The organism is Serratia sp. JSRIV004 (assembly GCF_019968705.1).
Taxonomy (GTDB): Bacteria; Pseudomonadota; Gammaproteobacteria; order Enterobacterales; family Enterobacteriaceae; genus Chania; species Chania fonticola_B.
This window is the reverse complement of sequence record NZ_CP074140.1, coordinates 1,878,129-1,899,666: the sequence shown is the minus strand read 5'-3', so window position 1 is coordinate 1,899,666 and position 21,538 is coordinate 1,878,129. Positions and strand designations below refer to the sequence as shown.

Sequence of the window (21,538 nt, the reverse complement as noted above, 5' to 3'; positions counted from 1 at the left end):
AACCGACAGCGGGTAACAAATGCAACAAGATCAACCATCCGTAATTACACAGTGGCATGATACTCGCCAAAGCCCATACAATAAATAGGTATTTGCGTGACACAGGTTGGACTTTTGGCTACAGGTCAAAAATCAGCCTAAATAGGTAGCCAGGCCAATATTGATCTAAAACAATTTAAGCCTATCTGCATATTATTGCTAGGCTCATTACGCAATTTGCTGTAATTTCCCAGCGCCCATGTTAAGCAATGGTTTAATTGTTTTTTATTGATATCTTTGTGTTAAATAAATGTAATTTAAAATACCCCCAATTGTATTACTTCAGCATTACCATTCGATAGATATTAACTTTTTATTTCCAATGACGATTGCAGTGAGTTAACTCACAAATCTGCTTTTTGCTAAGTAATCATAGACCATGTTGCGAGGTTGATCCCAGAACCTGCAAGCACTGAGTGGTCGGCTCGCACCTCCAGCAACAATGCCTTGCAAAACGCCCTTCTCTCTCAGTGACATACAAAAAAGGCCGCCCAAAGGCGGCCAAACATGTCGAGATATTATTATTTGCTATACGGTACTAACGATTCAGGATCGCCTTCACTGCATCACCGATATCAGCCAGGCTGCGTACGGTTTTCACCCCTGCCGCTTCCAGAGCCGCGAACTTCTCATCCGCAGTCCCTTTGCCGCCGGCAATGATGGCGCCAGCATGGCCCATACGCTTGCCTTTCGGTGCAGTAACACCGGCGATATAGCCGACTACCGGCTTGGTGACGTGCTCTTTGATATAGGCTGCCGCTTCTTCTTCCGCGCTGCCGCCAATCTCACCAATCATCACGATAGCTTCGGTCTGCGGATCTTCCTGGAACAACTTCAGAATATCGATAAAGTTGGAACCCGGGATCGGGTCACCGCCGATACCTACGCAGGTAGACTGCCCCAGACCGGCGTCAGTGGTTTGTTTTACCGCTTCATAGGTCAGAGTACCTGAACGGGAAACGATACCCACCTTGCCTGGCAGGTGAATATGGCCAGGCATGATACCGATCTTGCATTCGCCCGGGGTGATCACACCTGGGCAGTTCGGGCCGATCATGCGCACACCGGCTTCATCCAGCTTCACTTTCACGGTCAGCATATCCAGAGTTGGGATGCCTTCGGTGATGGTGATGATCAGTTTGATGCCTGCATCGATGGCTTCCAGAATGGAGTCTTTGCAGAATGGCGCTGGCACGTAGATAACAGACGCGGTAGCACCGGTCGCTTCAACAGCTTCACGCACGGTGTTGAACACTGGCAGACCCAGGTGCTCAGTACCGCCTTTGCCCGGAGTCACGCCCCCCACCATTTTGGTGCCGTAAGCGATAGCTTGTTCGGAGTGGAAGGTACCCTGGCTACCGGTGAAACCCTGGCAGATTACTTTGGTGTTTTTATCGATTAAAATGGACATTATTTACCCTCCACTGCCGCAACAACTTGCTGAGCCGCATCAGTCAGGCTGGTCGCAGCAATGATATTCAAACCGCTGTCCGCCAGTTTCTTGGCGCCCAGTTCGGCGTTGTTCCCTTCCAGGCGCACGACCACCGGGACGTTAACGCCCACTTCGGCTACCGCGCCAATGATACCGTCAGCGATCAGATCGCAACGCACGATGCCACCGAAGATGTTCACCAACACCGCTTTCACCTTGTCGTCAGACAGGATGATTTTGAAGGCTTCGGTCACGCGCTCTTTGGTTGCGCCACCGCCTACATCCAGGAAGTTGGCTGGTTCGCCACCGTGCAGTTTCACGATGTCCATGGTACCCATCGCCAGACCGGCACCGTTCACCATGCAACCGATATTACCGTCGAGGGCAACATAGTTCAGCTCCCACTGGGCCGCACGGGATTCACGCTCGTCTTCCTGAGAAAGGTCACGCATTTCACGCAGTTCAGGCTGACGGAACAGGGCATTGCCATCGGCACCCAGCTTACCGTCCAGGCAGATCAGATCGCCCTGCTTGGTCACTACCAGCGGGTTGATCTCAACCATCGCCAGATCGCGCTCCAGGAACAACGTTGCCAGGCCCATAAAGATTTTGGCAAACTGGCCGACTTGCTTACCGGTCAGGCCCAGTTTGAACGCCAGCTCACGCCCCTGGTAAGGCTGTGGGCCTGCCAGTGGGTCGATGGTCATTTTGTGGATCAGTTCCGGGGTCTCTTCCGCAACTTTCTCAATTTCAACGCCGCCTTCAGTAGAAGCCATAAACACTACGCGACGGCTGGCACGGTCAACTACCGCCCCCAGATACAGCTCTTTGTCGATATCGGTGGCCGCTTCTACCAGGATCTGGTGAACCGGCTGGCCCAGCGCATCGGTCTGGTAAGTCACCAGGCGTTTACCCAGCCAGGCTTCGGCAAAAGCACGGATATCTTCTTTGCTGTTAACGACTTTAACGCCACCAGCTTTACCACGGCCGCCAGCATGAACCTGACATTTTACCACCCACGGGCCGGAGCCGATTTTAGATGCGGCTTCTTCTGCTTCACGCGGAGTGGTACAGGCGTAACCGGTTGGTGCTGGCATGCCATACCGAGCAAACAGCTGTTTTGCCTGATATTCGTGTAAATTCATGATGTTCTATCCATTCAGGTCAGAAAGTTTTAGCCGGGTCACTTTCGCGGTATTCCGCATGACTTATCGGCCACATAGCACAGGGTGTGGGCGCGGCAAAAACCACGCCCTTGCAAGGATTAAACGTCCAGCAGCAGACGAGCCGGATCTTCCAGCATGTCTTTCACCGTTACCAGATAACTCACCGACTCTTTGCCATCGATCAGACGATGATCGTAAGACAGAGCCAGATACATCATCGGCTGGATCACGACCTGACCATTGACCGCCATCGGGCGATCCTTGATGGCGTGCATACCCAGGATGGCGCTCTGCGGTGGGTTGATGATCGGGGTGGACATCAATGAACCGAAGACGCCGCCGTTGGTAATGGTGAAGTTACCGCCGGTCAGTTCTTCCACGGTCAATTTGCCGTCACGGCCTTTGATCGCCAGCTCTTTGATTTTCTTCTCGATGTCCGCCATGCTCATGGAGTCAACGTCACGCAGTACCGGGGTTACCAGGCCGCGCGGGGTCGAAACCGCAATGCTGATATCGAAGTAGTTGTGGTAAACCACGTCGCTGCCGTCGATAGAGGCGTTCACTTCCGGGAAGCGTTTCAGCGCTTCGACTACCGCTTTGATGTAGAAGGACATAAAGCCCAGACGTACGCCGTGGCGTTTTTCGAAGGCTTCACCGTACTGCTTGCGCAGATCCATGATCGGCTGCATGTTGATTTCGTTGAAGGTGGTCAGCATCGCGGTGCTGTTCTTCGCTTCCAACAGGCGCTCGGCCACGCGTTTGCGCAGGCGGGTCATAGGGACACGTTTTTCGCTACGACCGCCCAAGGCTGGCTGAGGTGCCGCCGCTGGGGCTGCTGCAGCCGGTGCCGCTTTCTTGCTGGCAGCCAGGTGCGCTTCTACGTCTTCACGCGTGATACGGCCACCCACGCCGCTGCCTTTGATGGCGGCAGCATCGAGATCGTGTTCGGCAATCAGGCGGCGGATCGCCGGGCTGAGTGCGTCGTTGTTCTCTTCTTCCAGGCTGGCGGTTGCACGCTGTGCCGGAGTTGATTCAACGCTCTGAGCTTTCGCTTCGGTCGGCTTGCCAGAGCTGTCACCCTGACGGATACGCCCGAGAAGCTGACGTGAAGTCACGGTTGCGCCTTCGTCTTCCAGGATCGCTTCCAGTACGCCGGCTTCACTGGCAGGCACTTCCAATACGACTTTGTCGGTTTCAATTTCAACCAGCACTTCGTCACGCTGAACGGTGTCACCCGGTTTTTTATGCCAGGTGGCGACGGTCGCATCGGCAACGGATTCAGGGAGGTCAGGAACCAGAATATCTACGCTACTCATTAGCTTTCCTTTAAATTTTTTCTTCAATATTCAGCGCGTCATTCACCAGAGCCTGCTGCTGCTTCTGGTGTACGGACATATAACCCACCGCCGGAGAGGCAGAGGCTGGACGTCCTGCGTAACGTAAAGAGGCCCCAAACGGGATCACTTCACGGAAATTGTGTTGGCTGCAATACCAGGCACCCTGGTTCAACGGCTCTTCCTGACACCAGACGAAATCATGCACGTGGGCATACTGTTCCAATACCGCTTGAACGGCCTGATGCGGGAACGGATACAGCTGCTCGATACGTACGATGGCCACGTCTTTCTGGTCGTTCTTGCGGCGTTGCTCCAGCAGATCGTAATAAACCTTACCAGAACACAGCACCACGCGTTTTACCGCTTTGGCATCCAGCTCGTCAATTTCGCCGATGGCCGGTTGGAAGGTGCCGTTTGCCAGCTCTTCCAGGGAAGAGACTGCCAGCGGATGACGCAGCAAGGACTTCGGTGACATCACCACCAGCGGACGGCGCATACCGCGCAACGCCTGACGGCGCAGCATATGGTAAACCTGTGCCGGAGTGGACGGGATGCACACCTGCATGTTCTGTTCTGCACACAGCTGCAGGTAACGTTCCAGACGCGCAGAGGAGTGCTCTGGGCCCTGGCCTTCGTAACCATGCGGCAGCAGCATCACCAGGCCACACATACGGCCCCATTTCTGCTCACCGGAGCTGATGAACTGGTCGATCACGACCTGAGCACCGTTGGCAAAGTCACCAAACTGCGCTTCCCAGATGGTCAGGGTGCGCGGCTCTGCGGTGGCGTAGCCATATTCGAATGCCAGAACGGCTTCTTCAGACAGCACCGAGTCCCAGACTTTGAATTCGCCCTGGCCGCTGTGGATATTCGCCAGCGGGACATAGACAGAACCATTTTTCTGGTTGTGCACCACCGCATGGCGGTGGAAGAAGGTGCCACGGCCAGCATCTTCACCGGAAATACGGATTGGGATGCCTTCATCAGCCATGGTGGCGTAAGCCAGCGTTTCCGCTGCGCCCCAGTCAAACGGCTTGTTGCCTGCGGCCATCTCGGCACGATCGCCGTAGATTTTCGCCACGCGCGACTGCATTTCGATCGCTTCCGGTACGCTGCTGATGCGGCGAGCCAGTTCCTGCAGGCGCTTCATCTCAACCTTGCTTGGGTACTCTTCGTCCCACTCATGATTCAGGTATGGCGACCAGGTAAAGGAGTGCAGGTTCATCGGACGCCACTCTTCAACCACGCAGTCACCGCGATCGAGAGCATCGCGATACAGGTTGACCATTTCCGTGGCATCTTCCAGGCTGGCAACCTTCTGTTCGGTCAGTACGTCAGCGTAGATTTTGCGTGGCGTTGGGTGTTTCTTGATCTTCTGGTACATCACCGGCTGGGTAGCACTTGGCTCATCGGCCTCGTTATGCCCATGGCGACGGTAGCAGACCAGATCGATCATCACGTCACGTTTAAAGGTGTTACGGAAATCCAACGCCAGACGAGTGACAAAGGCCACCGCTTCCGGATCATCGGCATTCACGTGGAAGATAGGAGCCTGCACCATCTTGGCAATATCGGTACAGTATTGGGTAGAACGCGCATCCAACGGGTTGGAGGTAGTGAAGCCAACCTGGTTGTTGATGACGATACGCACCGTACCGCCCACTTCATAACCGCGAGCCTGCGACATGTTCAGGGTTTCCTGAACCACGCCCTGCCCGGTGATTGCTGCGTCACCATGAATGGTGATTGGCAGCACCATGTTGCTGCGCGCTTCGTCCAGACGGTCGCGGCGGGCACGTACAGACCCCATGACAACCGGGCTGACGATTTCCAGGTGCGACGGGTTAAACGCCAGCGCCAGGTGAACCATGCCGCCTTCGGTTTCCACGTCGGAAGAGAAGCCCTGGTGATATTTCACGTCACCGGTGCCCAGGTGTTCTTTATGCTTGCCGGCAAACTCGTCGAACAGGTCGGCCGGTTTTTTACCCAGCACGTTGATCAACACGTTCAGACGGCCACGGTGGGCCATGCCCAGCACCACTTCACGCGTGCCGTTTTTGCCTGCGTGACGCACCATTTCTTTCAGCATCGGCACCAGCGCATCGCCACCTTCCAGCGAGAAGCGTTTGGCCCCAGGGAATTTGGCACCCAGGTAACGCTCCAGCCCTTCGGCCGCCGTCAGTTCGCTCAGGAAACGGCGTTTCTCATCGGTGGTGAAGCTGGCACGCCCCGCTACCGATTCAATGCGCTGCTGGATCCAGCGTTTCTCTTCGGTGTTGGTGATGTGCATATACTCGGCACCGATCGAACCGCAGTAGGTCTGCTTCAGCGCCGCGTACAGATCGCTCAGCTTCATGGTTTCTTTGCCGATGGCAAAAGAACCCACGTTGAAGGTTTCCTGGAAGTCGGCTTCGGTCAGGTTGTGGTACGCCGGATCGAGATCGGGAACGCGCTCCTGCTTCCACAGGTCTAACGGGTCGAGGTTGGCGTGCTGATGCCCACGGAAGCGGAAGGCGTTGATCAGCTGCAATACCTTGACCTGCTTGGCATCGGTTTCAGGATCGTTGATGGTGGTGTTATAACGAGCAGAATCTTTCGCCAGGCGGCGGAAGTAATCTCGCGTTTGGGAGTGGAGCTGATCGGGTTTGACACCCGCAGTTGGTAGTTGCTGGAAAATCGAACGCCAACTATCTTCAACGGAACTCGGATCGGTTAAAAAGTCTTCATAGAGCTGCTCTATGTAGGACTGGTTCGCGCCCGCCAGATAGGAGGAATCCAGCCAGGCCTTCATTGCGCCGTTCTGCATTTTGATCCCTTAAGCTTTAAAGCTTCAGTTTTCGCCGTGGTTAACATAATTACCGTAATGGTACGCTTAACGGTTCACTAGACGTGCTTATACAAGTGCACGTTCTGTTTTGGACCTTGCGGCCCCATACAAGGAACCTCTAAAAACCGGCGGGACAAACCTGATTGCCTTTAACCACAATCACGGGTCAGTTTTTAGAGATACCCTCTTGGGATGTGCGCCGGTAAAGCCACCGGCGCAGCATCTCGTTCTGTTTATGCGCCTCGTTGCAGCAGCATAGACTTGATATGACCAATTGCACGGGTCGGATTCAAGCCCTTAGGACATACACTGACACAATTCATAATGCTATGGCAGCGGAAAACACTGAAAGCGTCGTTCAGATCGTCCAATCGTGCTTCAGTTTCCGTATCACGGCTGTCGATCAGGAAGCGGTACGCCGCCAACAGACCGGCCGGGCCAACAAACTTGTCAGGGTTCCACCAGAACGATGGGCAAGAGGTGGAGCAACAGGCACAGAGAATACATTCGTACAATCCATCCAGTTTTTCCCGCTGATCCGGCGTTTGCAGGTGCTCACGCGCCGGAGGATTCTTGCCATCATTAATCAAGAACGGCTTGATTTTTTCATACTGGGTATAGAACTGCCCCATATCCACCACCAGATCACGTACCACCGGTAACCCCGGTAGCGGGCGGATCACAATCTTGTTGTTGCCTTTACGCAACGACGAGACCGGGGTGATACAGGCCAGACCGTTCTTACCGTTCATATTGATGCCGTCTGAACCGCACACGCCTTCACGGCAAGAGCGGCGGAAAGATAAGGTCGGGTCCTTTTCTTTCAGCTGGATCAACGCATCCAGCAGCATCATGTCACGGCCTTCTTCCGCTTCCAGGCTGTAGTCCTGCATATGCGGGGCGCTATCGACATCCGGATTGTAGCGATAGATAGAGAATTCAAGTTTCATCAATCGAGCTCCGCAATTAGTAAGAACGCACTTTCGGCGGGAATGCCGCGCGCAGCTTCGGTTGCATGTTCACTTCACGACGCGTCATGCTTTCCGATTGCGGCAGATACAGCGAATGGCACAGCCAGTTGGCATCGTCACGCTCCGGGAAGTCGAAGCGGCTATGCGCGCCACGGCTCTCGGTACGGAAGTTGGCCGACACGGCGGTGGAATACGCGGTCTCCATCAGGTTATCCAACTCCAGGCATTCGATGCGCTGGGTGTTGAATTCGCTGGAGGTATCATCCAGGCGTGCGTTCTTCAGACGTTCACGGATCACTTTCAGCTCTTCCAACCCTTTCGCCATCGCATCACCTTCGCGGAACACCGAGAAGTTATGCTGCATACAGGATTGCAGTGCCTTACGAATTTCCACCGGATCTTCACCAGAACGGGTGTTGTTCCAACGGTTCAGACGATCCAGTGAAGCCTCGACGTCCGATTCGCTGGCTTCGCGGCTATCGCCCTGCTCTGCCAACGACTCTTGCAGGTGCATACCGGCAGAGCGACCAAATACCACCAGATCCAGCAGCGAGTTGCCGCCCAGACGGTTGGCACCGTGTACCGATACGCAGGCAATTTCACCTACCGCGAACAGGCCCGGGATCACCACGTCTTCGCCTTTCTCGTTCACGGTCAGCGCCTGGCCGGTCACTTTGGTCGGAATACCGCCCATCATATAGTGGCAGGTTGGAATGACCGGGATCGGCTCTTTCACCGGATCGACGTGGGCGAAGGTACGGGACAGTTCCAGAATACCCGGCAGGCGGGACTCCAGCACTTCTTTACCCAGGTGGTCCAATTTCAGCTTGGCATGTGGGCCCCAAGGACCGTCACAGCCGCGGCCTTCACGGATCTCAATCATGATCGAACGTGCCACTACGTCACGGCCCGCCAGATCTTTGGCATTTGGCGCATAACGTTCCATGAAACGTTCGCCATGTTTGTTCAGCAGGTAACCACCTTCACCGCGACAACCTTCGGTGACCAGTACACCAGCCCCGGCAATGCCGGTTGGGTGGAACTGCCACATTTCCATATCCTGCACCGGTACACCGGCACGCAGCGCCATACCGACACCGTCACCGGTATTGATGTGGGCGTTGGTGGTGGATTGGTAAATACGACCTGCCCCACCGGTAGCCAGAATGGTTGCCTTGGCCTTGAAGTACACGACTTCACCGGTTTCGATACAGATAGCGGTGGTACCGACTACCGCACCATCCTGGTTTTTCACCAGATCCAGCGCATACCACTCGGAGAAGATGGTGGTGTGGTTTTTCAGGTTCTGCTGATAAAGGGTGTGCAACAACGCGTGACCGGTACGGTCCGCCGCCGCAGCGGTACGGGCCGCCTGCTCGCCACCAAAGTTCAGTGACTGGCCGCCAAACGGGCGTTGATAAATGCGGCCATCGTCCAGACGGGAGAACGGCAGGCCCATGTGTTCCAACTCCAGAATCGCTTCCGGGCCGGTTTTACACATATATTCAATGGCGTCCTGGTCACCGATATAGTCGGAACCCTTCACCGTGTCGTACATATGCCATTCCCAGTTGTCTTCGTGGTTATTGCCCAAGGCTACGGTAATGCCACCTTGTGCAGACACGGTATGGGAACGGGTCGGGAATACTTTGGAAAGCAGGGCACAGGTTGAGCCCGCCTGGGAAATCTGCAGCGCCGCGCGCATACCTGCGCCACCAGCACCGATAACAACTGCATCAAACTCTCTGATTGGCAGTTTCATTTAAGCACCCCACACGACGATTGTTCCGTACAGTAAATAGACCAGCAACGTGACGACAATCGCCAGTTGCAGCACCAGGCGTAACGCCAGTGGCTTGATATAGTCCGTCAGCACCTGCCACATTCCCACCCAGGCGTGAACCAGGATCGACAGCAATGTCAGCAAGGTGAATACTTTCGTAATGGAGGTGGCGAAGAAGCCGCGCCAGATTTCATAGGTGATGTCCGGAGCCGTAACGACGAAGCCCAGGATATAGAGCACATACAGGGTGATGACGATGGCGGAAGCACGCAGTAACAACCAGTCGTGTACGCCGTTACGTCCTAATGCAGAAACGTTGCTTACCATACGAGGACTCCAGCCAGAATTGACAGCACGACGGTCAGACCGAACGCCACCTGGGCAGAACGGGTACCTGCGGCTAAACTCTCTTCGATATAGCCAAAATCCATTAACAAGTGACGAATGCCACCGCAAATGTGATAGGCCAACGCGGTGAGGATCCCCCAGAAAATGAATTTCACGAAGAAGCTATTCATGATGGCGGCAGCGTGCAGGAAGCCCTCTTGAGAAGAGAGAGAGATACCCAGCAGCCAGAGGAGAATGCCCACGGCAACGAAAGTAATTACGCCAGAGACTCGGTGTAAGATGGACGCTATCGCAGTTACAGGAAACCGGATCGTTTGCAGATCCAGATTGACAGGTCTTTGTTTTTTCACGGTTTTGCCCACACAGCTCTTATTATTTTCCTTCCTCCGGGCCTGGGTGGGGATCAGACAGCGTCCAAGAGCTTTCACTCTTACACCTCACGCGCTCAAACATCGACATCCTAGTGCTTAAACGGCGCGTAGTGATAACGCTGGGTGCTCCTACTTCAGGGTAATCCGGAGACCTGGCGGCAGTATAGGAGGTTCACATTCTTATTACAATTCCCATACAATCCCTTTGGTCACATTTCCCCAGAACAGTGATTTAGATCACGATTATTACATTTAGCACGAAATTAATTATCTGATTTGACAAGAGATCAACATTTCCATTACAAATAGGGCAGCAATCAACCCTATGATGCACTAGCGGTCACCGGATACACTTCCCCCTAAGCACAAGTTATGCAACAGTGTAGCGATAGTGTATGTGGTTAACATTCCAAACAGATCGTAGGTAATGATTAAAAGAAAATAACGAATCCCGATGAATCGTTAACGGCTGCTAACCCGTCTTGTTCGCCTGGTGCAAACTCTGTCCCCTACCGGCGCAAATGCGCTGTCGCTCACAGAGTTAGCGTTCGCTCGACTTTATTGCGGGCAACCTGCGGAGATTTAAGGTATTTCAGTTGTTAGAGGTTTTTAAAATAAGGCGTTAAGGAGACTGTAAATGACTGATAAGAAAGCGACGCTAAGCATCAACAACGGCGAAGCTCCGATCGAACTGGGCGTGCTCACCCCTTCACTGGGCCCTGATGTTATTGACGTACGCGCCCTGGGCTCCAAAGGTTATTTCACATTTGATCCCGGCTTTACTTCTACCGCTTCCTGTGAATCCAAAATCACGTTCATCGACGGCGACAAAGGTATCCTGCTGCACCGCGGCTTCCCGATTGAGCAGTTGGCAAAAGAGTCCTCCTACCTGGAGGTGTGCTACATCCTGCTGTACGGCGAAACCCCGAGTGCTGAAGAGTTCGAAACCTTCAAAACCACGGTAACCCGTCACACCATGATCCACGACCAGATCACCCATCTGTTCCGTGGTTTCCGCCGTGACTCGCACCCAATGGCGGTGCTGTGCGGGGTAACAGGTGCCCTGGCTGCGTTCTATCACGATGCGCTGGACGTCAACAATGAACGTCACCGTGAGATCACCGCGTTCCGCCTGCTGTCCAAAATGCCTACCGTGGCAGCGATGTGTTACAAGTATTCCCTTGGCCAGCCGTTTGTTTACCCACGCAACGACCTGTCCTACGCCGGTAACTTCCTGCGCATGATGTTTGCTACACCTTGCGAAGAGTACGTGGTGAACCCAGTGCTGGAACGCGCCATGGATCGTATTCTGATCCTGCATGCCGACCATGAGCAGAACGCGTCCACCTCCACCGTGCGTACCGCCGGTTCATCCGGTGCCAACCCGTTTGCCTGTATTGCGGCCGGTATCGCTTCCCTGTGGGGGCCAGCGCACGGCGGTGCCAACGAAGCGGCACTGAAGATGCTCGAAGAGATCAAAACCGTTGAGCACATCCCTGAGTTCATCAAACGTGCCAAAGACAAGAACGACTCGTTCCGTCTGATGGGCTTTGGCCACCGCGTGTACAAAAACTACGATCCGCGCGCCACCGTGATGCGTGAAACCTGTCACGAAGTGCTGAAAGAACTGAACAAGAAAGACGACAACCTGCTGCAGGTCGCGATGGAACTGGAACATATCGCGTTGAACGACCCGTACTTCATCGAGAAGAAACTGTACCCGAACGTCGATTTCTATTCAGGTATCATCCTGAAAGCGATGGGTATTCCTTCTTCCATGTTTACGGTGATCTTCGCGATTGCCCGTACCATTGGCTGGATTGCCCACTGGAACGAAATGCATGACGAAGGCATCAAGATCGCTCGTCCACGTCAGCTGTATACCGGCTATGCCGAGCGTGAGTTCAAGTCTCAGGTTAAAAAGTAAGCTTAGCAGGGGGCGTCATAGTCGCCCCAACTCGGCTAATGACCCTATCGACTTAACGCTGCCTCACTGGCAGCGTTTTTTATTGCTTACTGCTGGCAAACCGGGCACCAATAGAACGGCCGCGAAGATAGCGCCGTTTTCTCGATCATCGCGCCACAGCGCGGGCAAGGCTCACCGCTGCGATGAAACACCTTGAAGCTGAACAGCGTACCGTGATGGCGATTTTCATCTACCTGACCACGGGTCTGATATGAAATGCGTGGAATATCCAACAGCGCCTGCGCCAACTGATGCAGCGCATCAGGGGTGAGATCCTGCGGCTTATGCTTGGGTGCCAGTTCTGCCTGCCACAAAATCTCGGCTCGCAGGTAATTGCCCAGGCCAGCCAGAAAAGACTGATCCAGCAGCATTCCGCCCAACTGGCGCTTACAAAACGTCGGCGATAACAGCCGCTGTTCCACCTGCTCTACGGTCAAAGCCATATCCAGCACGTCAGGACCAATACGTTTTAAGAACGGGTGTTGCTCGATCTCACCGCGCGGCGCAATGGTGATATCCGAAGCGCTATACAACAAAATCGCCCACTCGGCCGTCTCCAGTCGCACGCGCAGATCGCGCTTGGTTTCTGGCGTTTCGCCCGCTCGCACCACCTTCCACACGCCGTAAAGCTGGTTGTGGCTGTACATGGTCAAACCGTTGGAGAAATCAGTTAACAAGGCTTTACCGCGCGGTTCGATGGCAGTGATACGTTCACCGACCAGCTCGGCCTGATAGTGTTTCAGTTGCGGGAAAGCAAACCAGACTTCGGTCAGTGGTTGCTCGATCATCACCGCCGCCAGCTTATCTGCCGCCCGGCGGATCTCCGGCCCTTCTGGCATGGACAACTCCTTGATTGAAAAGGGTCCGGCAAGCCGAACCCTAGGGTTAACATGGAGGTAGCATAAATGACCTTAGTGCGTGGCGCCACCCACCACTTTCAAGTCATGCTCCACCTGCAAGGCGATCGAAATTGCCATTTCCAAAGCAAACAGCACCGTCTGGGCTGCCATACTCGGCGCACCAGGATGCTGTGCCGCCTGCTCAGGCAGGTAAGGGATATGGATAAACCCGCCCTTCACCGCCTGCTGCCCGCTTAAGCGGTGCAACAGACCGTACATCACATGGTTGCAGACATAGGTCCCGGCGGTTTGTGATACCGAGGCCGGAATGCCAGCCTCACGCATCGCATTCACCACCGCCTTGATCGGCAAGGTGCTGAAATAGGCCGCAGGACCATCTGCCACAATGGCCTGATCGATCGGCTGCTGTCCCTGATTGTCGGGAATACGCGCGTCATCGACGTTAATAGCGACGCGCTCCAGCGTGATGTCAGTGCGCCCGCCCGCCTGGCCGATCGCCAGTACCATCGCTGGCTGAACTTCATCAATGGCCGCGTTCAGCACAGTTAATGCCTCACCGAAGACGCAAGGTAGCTGGCGCGCGATAATGTGCGCCCCGCCAAGCTCCAGATCGTTAAGCTGCTTCACCACCTCCCAGGATGGGTTGACACGCTCGCCGCCAAACGGCTCAAAGCCGGTAATCAATACTTTCTGCATGCGTTCTCCTAGAGGAACATCAGGAAATAAAGCAGGAATACGTTAACCAGCAGCAACGTGACCCCGGTCGGTATCTGCGCCTTGATGACCGCATTCTTGTCCGGTAACTCCAGTAACGCTGCCGGTACAATATTAAAGTTAGCAGCCATTGGCGTCATCAACGTGCCGCAATAGCCGGAGAACATGCCGATAGCCGCCATCACCGCGGGGTTACCGCCGTGTTGCAGTACCAGGATCGGGATACCTATACCCGCAGTGACAATCGGGAAAGCCGCAAACGCGTTCCCCATGATCATGGTTAATACGGCCATGCCGATGGCATACACCGCTACGGCGATAAAGCGGTTATCTACCGCCAGGTATTCCTGCGTTAAATGGGAGATAGCCGTGCCAACGCCCGCAACGGTGAACAGCAGGCCAAGAGTCGCCAGGATTTGCGGCAGGATGAAGGCCCAGCCGATGGAATCCAGCAGACGACGAGCTTCCTGCACTGGCTGCGACATTTTCTCACGGGTCATCTTCACCGCAATCACCAGGCCAAGCAAACAGCCGAGGGTCATGGAGAACAAGGTAATCAAGGTGGAGTGGTTACCGCTGCCAAACACCGCCTGTTGCAAGGCCGGGATGTTATTGAACAGCAGCACGCCGATCACCGTGACGACCGGGATCGCCAGCGCCGGGATAAACAGACGGTTGCCCAAGCGTTTGGCACTGGTTTCGCGCTCTTGCTGGCTGCGCTGATGATAGCTACCAAGACGCACACCGCCAAAACCGGCGATCAGAGCCATCACCACCACCAATACGCCCACGGTGATATGCAGTTGACGCTTGGCTTCAGCCCCTGAGCCAAATAGCCCATAGGTCCAATCCCCCACCAGGAAGATCAATCCGTATAAGGCCCAGAACAGGCCGGTAGAAATACGGCGTGGGTTGGCCTTATCGCGAAACGACATTGCGGCGACGATCAGTAATACCGCCCCCGCCAGCCAATAGAGATATTGTTGTTGGAATATCATTGGCCTTCTCCCTTGGCCTGCAACGCAGCCTGGTTAAGTTTGCTCAGTTCAGCGTTGAGTTGTTTGTCCATGCGGTATAAACGGAACGAGTGGATCAGGAAGGCAAATATCGCCGTTGGGATCCCCCACAGCGCAATGTGCAGCGGTTCGGTCTGAATGCCGCCGGATTCCAGCATAAAGTTATGCATAAAGATGATCGCGCCAAAGGCGACAAAAATATCTTCACCAAAGAACAGCCCGACGTTATCGGTCGCGGCAGACATTGCCCGCAGACGATAGCGCACACGTTCCGGCAGTTCCCCATAGCGGTTTTCCGTGGCCCCCTCCGCCATCGGTGCCAACAGCGGACGTACCATTTGAGGTTGGCCGCCCAGGCTGGTTAGCCCCATTGCCGCCGTTACTTCACGCACAAACAGGTAGACGATCAGTAAACGCCCGGCGGTGGCGCTTTTGATTTTGGCAATCCACGCCTGCGCACGTTCTTTCAAACCGTGGCGCTCTAACAGCCCGATAATCGGCAGCGGCAACAGCAGGATCAGCGGCAGGTTACGGGTATTGAGGAAGCCCTCGCCAAGCTTTTCCAAAATGACATCCAGCGGCATCAACGCCGCCAGCCCGGTGATAATACCGGCGGCGATCACCACCAGCACCGGGTTAAAACGTAATACAAATCCAACCACGATGGCAGCGATGCCTATCAGTGGCCAGAGGTTTACCGCTTGTTCCATATTCACTTCCCTCTTGTCGCCCTCGGTCTTGCGGGCAATGTTGTGTTTGCTGTAGTCATTATTTTTTTATGCGGCGCTGACGCCAATCTGCTGCTGAGTAAAGCTCTCTCTCAGCTTCCTGGCATAGGCCAGTGCATGTTCCCCGTCGCCGTGCAGACAAACGGTTTCAGCCTTGACGGAGGCCCAGCCCCCCTCAACGGTTCGTACACGCTGGTGGCGAACCATTTCCAGCGTCTGTTGCAATGCCAGTTCATCACTGGCAATCAGTGCTCCTGGTTGCCCACGCGGCACCAATGTTCCATCAGCCTGATAGCCGCGATCGGCAAACACTTCCTGCCGCGTCGCCAACCCCAGCTTTTCACCTGCGCGGATCAGTTCACTGCCGGCCAACCCCACCAGACGCAACGAAGGGTCTACCGCCAACACCGCGCGGGCAATGGCTTCCGCCAATTCCGGCTCCACCGCCGCCTGGTTGTAGAGCATGCCATGCGGTTTCACATGGGCCATCACGCCGCCTTCAGCCCGGGTAATGGCGGCCAGCGCCCCCAGCTGATACACCACTTGGGCATACACCGTTTCTACCGGTAACTGCATCCGAGTGCGGCCGAAGTTTTCCCGATCCGGGAAACTGGGATGGGCACCAATCGCCACACCGTATTGCAACGCCCAGCGCACCGATTGGCGCATGGTCTGGGCATCCCCGGCATGGAAGCCGCAGGCAATATTGGCCGAGCTGACCAACTGCAACAGCGCTTCGTCATTGGCGCAACCTTCACCGAGATCGGCATTCAAATCGACGATCATTGAACCCCCCAGGCAATCTGTTGAATAAAGTGATCCTGCTCGGCCTTGGCGCGCTGCGCCTCTGCCAGGGTGCAGGGGATAAAGTGAAGCGCATCCCCCAGACGGATCTGCGCCAAGTGGAAGAGATCCGCCTCGATTACGCAGGCAATTCGCGGGTAACCTCCGGTAGTCTGAGCATCGGCCATCAAGACGATCGGCTGGCCGTTGTGTGGGACCTGGATGACGCCGGGTATCAGGCCGTGGGAGAGCATTTCCCGTTCAGTGGTGCGCGTCAGGGCGCTGCCGCCGTGCAGGCGATAACCCATGCGGTTACTCTGCGGGCTGAGCTGCCAGGCGGTACGCCAGAAGTCGTCCTGCGCCTGTTGGCTGAACTCGTCATATTCTGGCCCGGTCAACACTCTGATCCGGTTGCTGAACAGCGGCTGTTTCACGCCGATGACCGTGGTCGGCAGTGCCTGGGGCTTACCCGCTGGCAACACATCGCCCTCTTTCAACTGCCGGCCTTCCAATCCACCAAAGCCCGCTTTCAGATCGGTGCTGCGTGAGCCCAGCATCTCCGGCACGTTGATGCCGCCAGACACCGCCAGATAGCTGCGCATCCCGCGTTTAGGCATCTTCAGCGTCAGTTGCTGGCCTTTTTTTACCGGATAGCGCCAGCCCGTCCATAAAGATTTGCCGTCCAACTGAGCATCGCAGCCCGCACCGGTCAGCGCAATCCACCCATTATGGGTAAATTCGGCACTGAATTGCCCCAGCGTGATCTCCAACCCAGCCGATTCGGGCGAATTGCCCACCAGCAGGTTGGCTATTTTCAGCGCGGGGATATCCAGAGCACCGCCCTGGCTGATACCCAAACGCCGGAAACCGTTACGCCCCAGGTCCTGGACGGTGGTGTAAATACCGGCTCGCAAGATCTTCAGCATACGCCCCCCTTTTGCGGCACAAAGCGCACGTTGTCGCCTGGGCGCAGCAGCGTCGGCGGCATTTCATTCGGATTAAACAGCGCCAACGGCGTACGGCCAATCAGTTGCCAACCGCCCGGCGTGACCAGCGGATAGATCCCCGTCTGGCCGCCACCGATCCCGACAGAACCCGCAGCAACAGACAGGCGGGGTTCCGCACGGCGAGGAGTGGCCAGACGCTCCGGCATCCCCCCCAGATAGGTAAAACCAGGTTGGAAGCCCAGGAAATAAACAACATACGCGGTGGACGAATGGCATTCCACCACCTGTTGCGGCGTCATGCTGGTATGGCGCGCCACCTCATCCAGGTCGGGGCCATATTCGCCGCCATAGATCACCGGGATATCGACATCGCGGGACTCTGGCACCAGGCTTTCGTTGCCCTCCCATCCTTGACGCAGCAGCTCCAGCATCGCCTCGGCATCGGCCTGCGGCGTATACAGCAACAGCGTCAGGTTATTCATTCCCGGCACCACTTCCCGTACGTCAGTGTGGTGATTCAACTTTTCTGCCAATGCCCAGATGCGCTGCTGACTTTGCAGCGTCACCGGGGGTGCCAATTCAAGCACTACAGCGCGTTCCCCTAGCAGGTAATATTGTGCTCGTTGCACCCCTATCTCCTTATACTCGTCGTGTTTCAAGCCGCAGCATGACTGACCGCTCACGAACGAATGAGCGGGTCACTGGGTAGCAACTTGAAGTTCACAGGGTATTTTATTATTTGAAAAGCGTATCAGTTATGCGGGACGTAACGTCGGCTGTCAAGAGAGCAACCTTCGGGAATATAAGGGATTAGCGGCGCTAAAGGGTTCGTTTTACCGAACCCATAGGCAAATTAGGCCGGATTGGGGATATCGATAAAGGTGACGTCAAAGCCGTGATGTTGCGCTAACCACTCGCCTAACGCCTTGATCCCACCACGTTCCGTCGCGTGATGGCCGGCGGCAAAAAAGTGCACGCCCATCTCCCGCGCCGTATGAATAGTTTGCTCAGAAACTTCTCCGCTGATAAACGCATCAACGCCAAATCGCGCCGCGCTGTCGATAAATCCCTGGCCGCCACCGGTACACCAGGCCACCCGACGGATTGCCTGCGGGGCATTATCGCCACAGTGCAACACCGCTCGGCCAAGACGGCTCTCGATACGCTGTTGCAATTCACCCGCACTGAGCGGTTGCTCAAATTCGCCGTGCGGCACCAAAGGTTCGATCTCACCGATCACGCGGATGCCCAACGCCTTTGCCAACTGCGCGTTATTCCCCAGTTCCGGGTGTGCATCCAGCGGCAAGTGGTAGCCATACAGGTTGATATCGTTGCTCAGCAGAGTTTTCAGCCGGTTACGCTTCATGCCGCGCACCGCGGGTGCTTCGTTTTTCCAGAAGTAACCATGATGCACCACTATGGCATCCGCCTGATGTTCCACCGCCGCATCCAGCAACGCCTGGCAGGCCGTCACTCCCGTCACGATACGCTGCACATGTGCCCGCCCTTCCACCTGTAGGCCATTTGGCGCGTAGTCCTGGAAGGCCGCACAGTTGAGTTCGCTGTTGATCAGATGTTCCAGATCGAGGTTATGCATAGTCATCTCACTCTCATTCAAAATTGTTGCCGATCGCCCTGTTCCATCAGGATAAATTTCACCCCCAGATCGTTGCCCTGATCCAGCTGTTGCTTGATGGTAGCACGCACATCTTCCCCCTGTTTCAGGCTGGGCTTGATGTGGCTGATGATCACCGGCAGATCTTTTAACGATCCCTCTCCGCCGCTGTACTGCTGGAGGTTTTTCAGCTCCTTCAGTAGCCAGGCCGGGGTCAGATGTCCATACAGATGCTTGTCATCCACCTCGTTCGGGTAAGAGGTTTCGATAATCATGCCCTTCAGCTTCTTCTGCTCAATCAGCGGCCCCAGTACGCGCCAGGCGCCATCCAGATTGCGTGACTGTTCCAGCGCATCCGGCCCGGTATCGCCAAAGTAGGCAAATGACCCTTCACGGTCGGCCACCAGCAACATCGAAGAGGGGTAGCGATCGTGGCTAAGTGGGTACATCACCCCGCTCAAACCGGTCAGGCCCAGAGTCACACGCTGCAGCGGGCGCACCGTTTGCAAGCGGTAAGTGCCTAGCCGCGAGCCATTACCGGCATCGGTAAAATTGGGCCAGGCTTTCCAGTTAAAATAATGATTGCGCAGCGTCAATACGGTATCAGCCTGTGCATAAACGGTTTTTTTACTGTCTTCCGGTGAAGCAAGGATCAACCCAGCCACGTGATCCAGATGGCCATGGCTAATGAAGTAACCGCCAATCAGCTGACGGAAAATATAGCCCTGCGGAGTTAAGGGAGCGGCCAGCTCGGGCGTGACCTGCGGAAAACTGCCCTTTTCCAGCCCTTTGGCAATCCCCGGCAGCAACGTCCCGGCATCCAGTGCCAGATACTGCGTCTGGTTATCACTGCGGATCAGATAAGAAGTCAGATTACCGTCACTGACGCCACCGTCGACGCCCAGCGCCACTACGTCAAAACCGGCCACGGCCAATGCGGAATAGCCGCCCAGGCACAAGGCCAGTAGTTTCTTCATCATCAGGAAGCTCCTTGCTGTTACTTTAATGTCCCCCTCGCTTGGCCGCTTCAAAAGCCGCCAACGTCTCCAGCCGAGCCTGCTGGTGTTGGACTATCGGCGGCGGATAATTCAGAACCTGCTGCTGCTTTTCCGCCCAGCGATGGGGTTGATGGAGCTCATTGTCCGGTACATTCGCCAGTTCAGGCAACCATTTACGGATAAAAGTGCCTTTTGGATCAAAACGTTCGCCCTGAGTGGTCGGGTTAAAGATGCGGAAATAAGGTGCGGCATCGGTGCCGGTAGAGGCGGCCCACTGCCAGCCACCGTTGTTGGCGGCCAGATCGCCATCCAGCAATTGGGACATGAAATACTGTTCACCGGCGCGCCAATCGATCAGCAAGTCCTTGACCAGGAAGCTGGCCACGATCATCCGCAGGCGATTATGCATCCAGCCGGTTTGATTGAGCTGACGCATGGCAGCATCGACAATCGGGTAACCGGTATTGCCCTGTTGCCAGGCCAGTAACGCCGCGTCGTTGCGTTGCCAGCATACCTTATCCGTCCAGGCGATAAAGGGACGGTGCTTGCATAACGCAGGATACGCTACCATCAGGTGACGATAAAATTCTCGCCAGATCAGCTCATTAAGCCAACTGAAAGCACCGCTTTGCGGATTTTCCAGCACATCGGGGCACTCGACGCGCAGACGGTTGACACACTGGCGGGGAGAGATAACGCCAATAGCCAGGTAGGGTGACAGATTGCTGGTGCCGGCAATGGCGGGCAAATCGCGCTGTGTCGCATAGTCTTGCACCCGCTCTCGGCAGAAAGCGCGCAACCTGTGTAATGCAGCCTCTTCACCTGCGGGATAGCCCTCTCCCACCTCAGCCAAAGGATAATCGAATGCCACCGCTGCGGTAAAACCAACGGCTTCCCCACGCGGGCGTGGTGCTGGCAGAGAGCTCACGTCGGTCTCGGCCAACCGCTGGAGAAAGGCTTTGCGAAAAGGCGTATACACCTTGTACATCTCGCCGTTGCCGGTTTGCACGCTACCGGGAGGCAACAGCAGGCTATCATCAAAGCTGTGGAACCTCACCTGCCCGGCCAACGCCTGCTCAAGGCGGGCGTCACGTTGACGCTCATTGATTTCATACTGACGATTATAATATAGGGCCGTAACCTGCTGGCGCTGGCAGAACTCCACCAGCCAGTTAACCGAACCGGCAAAATCGTCGCCCTGATGGCAAATCAGTTCAATGCCCCGAGCCGCCAGCACCGCTTGCACCTGCAACAGATTGGCGTGGATAAACGCCGCCTGACGTGGCGCCATATGGTGCTGGCGCCATTGCGCGGGGGTAGCGATAAATACCGCCAGCACCTTGGCTTGCGGATCGCTACAGGCGGCAGAGAGGGCTTTATTGTCGGTAATGCGTAGATCGTTACGCAACCAGACCAGATGCGTGGTCATAACACTCCTTGCAGGTTAATGGCCTAGCGCAGGCACAACGCCTCCGGATAGGGCTCAAAATAGCGCTGTTGCGCCAGATAGCTATCAGGATATTCGGCCATGTCATGTTTTAACAGCGTAATCGGTAATCGGTGCCAGCAGCGGTTGCATCCCCTGGCGATAGTGGTCGATAAGCCTGGCCAGTTCCTGCGCTATATCTTGTCTCCCA

The 21,538-nt window shown here is 55.5% G+C and carries 19 protein-coding genes and 1 pseudogene; 1 reads left to right on the top strand and 19 read right to left on the bottom strand.

The features are described from left to right. Positions 1–577 precede the first annotated feature (577 nt). The 8 genes from sucD to sdhC all read right to left on the bottom strand — a co-directional run bounded on the left by sucD (position 578) and on the right by sdhC (position 10,265). On the bottom strand, positions 578–1,450 hold the full coding sequence (sucD, locus tag KGP21_RS09115; RefSeq protein WP_021805268.1) for a succinate--CoA ligase subunit alpha: 873 nt from the start codon (positions 1,448–1,450) through the stop codon (positions 578–580). Then, positions 1,450–2,616: an ADP-forming succinate--CoA ligase subunit beta gene (gene sucC / locus KGP21_RS09110; RefSeq protein WP_020825677.1), complete on the bottom strand. Its 1,167-nt coding sequence runs from the start codon at positions 2,614–2,616 to the stop codon at positions 1,450–1,452. Before sucC ends, sucD begins: the two co-directional genes overlap by 1 nt. 119 nt (positions 2,617–2,735) lie before the next feature. Further along, positions 2,736–3,953 (bottom strand): 2-oxoglutarate dehydrogenase complex dihydrolipoyllysine-residue succinyltransferase, encoded by a 1,218-nt coding sequence (gene odhB / locus KGP21_RS09105; protein WP_021805269.1) that lies wholly within the window; start codon positions 3,951–3,953, stop codon positions 2,736–2,738. Positions 3,954–3,963: 10 nt separating this feature from the next. After that, entirely contained in the window at positions 3,964–6,780 is a 2,817-nt protein-coding gene (gene sucA / locus KGP21_RS09100) for a 2-oxoglutarate dehydrogenase E1 component (protein ID WP_021805270.1), read from the bottom strand. Between the two features lie 254 nt (positions 6,781–7,034). Continuing rightward, complete coding sequence (locus tag KGP21_RS09095) at positions 7,035–7,751, bottom strand: succinate dehydrogenase iron-sulfur subunit (RefSeq protein WP_021805271.1); 717 nt, start codon at positions 7,749–7,751, stop codon at positions 7,035–7,037. A gap of 16 nt (positions 7,752–7,767) precedes the next feature. Continuing rightward, positions 7,768–9,534, bottom strand: a complete 1,767-nt coding sequence (gene sdhA / locus KGP21_RS09090; RefSeq protein ID WP_021805272.1) for a succinate dehydrogenase flavoprotein subunit — start codon at positions 9,532–9,534, stop codon at positions 7,768–7,770. Next, positions 9,535–9,882, bottom strand: coding sequence for a succinate dehydrogenase membrane anchor subunit (gene sdhD, locus KGP21_RS09085; protein ID WP_021805273.1), 348 nt, complete (start codon positions 9,880–9,882; stop codon positions 9,535–9,537). Next, positions 9,876–10,265 (bottom strand): succinate dehydrogenase cytochrome b556 subunit, encoded by a 390-nt coding sequence (sdhC, locus tag KGP21_RS09080; protein ID WP_024483149.1) that lies wholly within the window; start codon positions 10,263–10,265, stop codon positions 9,876–9,878. The genes sdhD and sdhC overlap by 7 nt, the downstream gene beginning before the upstream one ends. A 646-nt stretch (positions 10,266–10,911) precedes the next feature. Here sdhC and KGP21_RS09075 point away from each other — a divergent pair. Continuing rightward, positions 10,912–12,201, top strand: a complete 1,290-nt coding sequence (locus KGP21_RS09075) for a citrate synthase (RefSeq protein ID WP_021805275.1) — start codon at positions 10,912–10,914, stop codon at positions 12,199–12,201. A gap of 86 nt (positions 12,202–12,287) precedes the next feature. Here the strand turns inward: KGP21_RS09075 and nei are convergent, their stop codons facing one another. The 11 genes and pseudogenes from nei to KGP21_RS09020 all read right to left on the bottom strand — a co-directional run. Continuing rightward, complete coding sequence (gene nei, locus KGP21_RS09070; protein ID WP_094982679.1) at positions 12,288–13,079, bottom strand: endonuclease VIII; 792 nt, start codon at positions 13,077–13,079, stop codon at positions 12,288–12,290. A gap of 72 nt (positions 13,080–13,151) precedes the next feature. Further along, a complete protein-coding gene (gene pcp, locus KGP21_RS09065; protein ID WP_021805277.1) occupies positions 13,152–13,796 on the bottom strand; it encodes a pyroglutamyl-peptidase I in 645 nt (214 codons plus the stop codon). A gap of 8 nt (positions 13,797–13,804) precedes the next feature. Beyond that, positions 13,805–14,812, bottom strand: a complete 1,008-nt coding sequence (locus KGP21_RS09060) for a DUF979 domain-containing protein (RefSeq protein WP_021805278.1) — start codon at positions 14,810–14,812, stop codon at positions 13,805–13,807. Beyond that, positions 14,809–15,540: a DUF969 domain-containing protein gene (locus KGP21_RS09055; protein WP_021805279.1), complete on the bottom strand. Its 732-nt coding sequence runs from the start codon at positions 15,538–15,540 to the stop codon at positions 14,809–14,811. Before KGP21_RS09055 ends, KGP21_RS09060 begins: the two co-directional genes overlap by 4 nt. 66 nt (positions 15,541–15,606) lie before the next feature. Beyond that, the gene (gene pxpA, locus KGP21_RS09050) at positions 15,607–16,344 is read right to left on the bottom strand and encodes a 5-oxoprolinase subunit PxpA (protein ID WP_021805280.1); all 738 of its coding nucleotides are present in this window, start codon (positions 16,342–16,344) and stop codon (positions 15,607–15,609) included. Further along, positions 16,341–17,267 carry a 5-oxoprolinase subunit PxpC gene (gene pxpC, locus KGP21_RS09045; RefSeq protein ID WP_223537990.1) on the bottom strand — a complete coding sequence of 309 codons (927 nt, stop codon included), beginning with the start codon at positions 17,265–17,267 and terminating at the stop codon, positions 16,341–16,343. Before pxpC ends, pxpA begins: the two co-directional genes overlap by 4 nt. Further along, positions 17,261–17,917: a 5-oxoprolinase subunit PxpB gene (pxpB, locus tag KGP21_RS09040; RefSeq protein WP_223537987.1), complete on the bottom strand. Its 657-nt coding sequence runs from the start codon at positions 17,915–17,917 to the stop codon at positions 17,261–17,263. Before pxpB ends, pxpC begins: the two co-directional genes overlap by 7 nt. A 224-nt stretch (positions 17,918–18,141) precedes the next feature. After that, a complete protein-coding gene (locus KGP21_RS09035) occupies positions 18,142–18,885 on the bottom strand; it encodes a type 2 GTP cyclohydrolase I (RefSeq protein WP_024529338.1) in 744 nt (247 codons plus the stop codon). Between the two features lie 17 nt (positions 18,886–18,902). Beyond that, positions 18,903–19,883, bottom strand: a complete 981-nt coding sequence (locus tag KGP21_RS09030; protein ID WP_223499114.1) for an MBL fold metallo-hydrolase — start codon at positions 19,881–19,883, stop codon at positions 18,903–18,905. 22 nt (positions 19,884–19,905) lie between these two features. Further along, positions 19,906–21,330 (bottom strand): deoxyribodipyrimidine photo-lyase, encoded by a 1,425-nt coding sequence (gene phrB / locus KGP21_RS09025; RefSeq protein ID WP_223499113.1) that lies wholly within the window; start codon positions 21,328–21,330, stop codon positions 19,906–19,908. Positions 21,331–21,353: 23 nt separating this feature from the next. After that, positions 21,354–21,519 (bottom strand): annotated as a pseudogene (locus KGP21_RS09020) (DUF1722 domain-containing protein); the annotation flags it as partial. Positions 21,520–21,538: the final 19 nt, after the last annotated feature.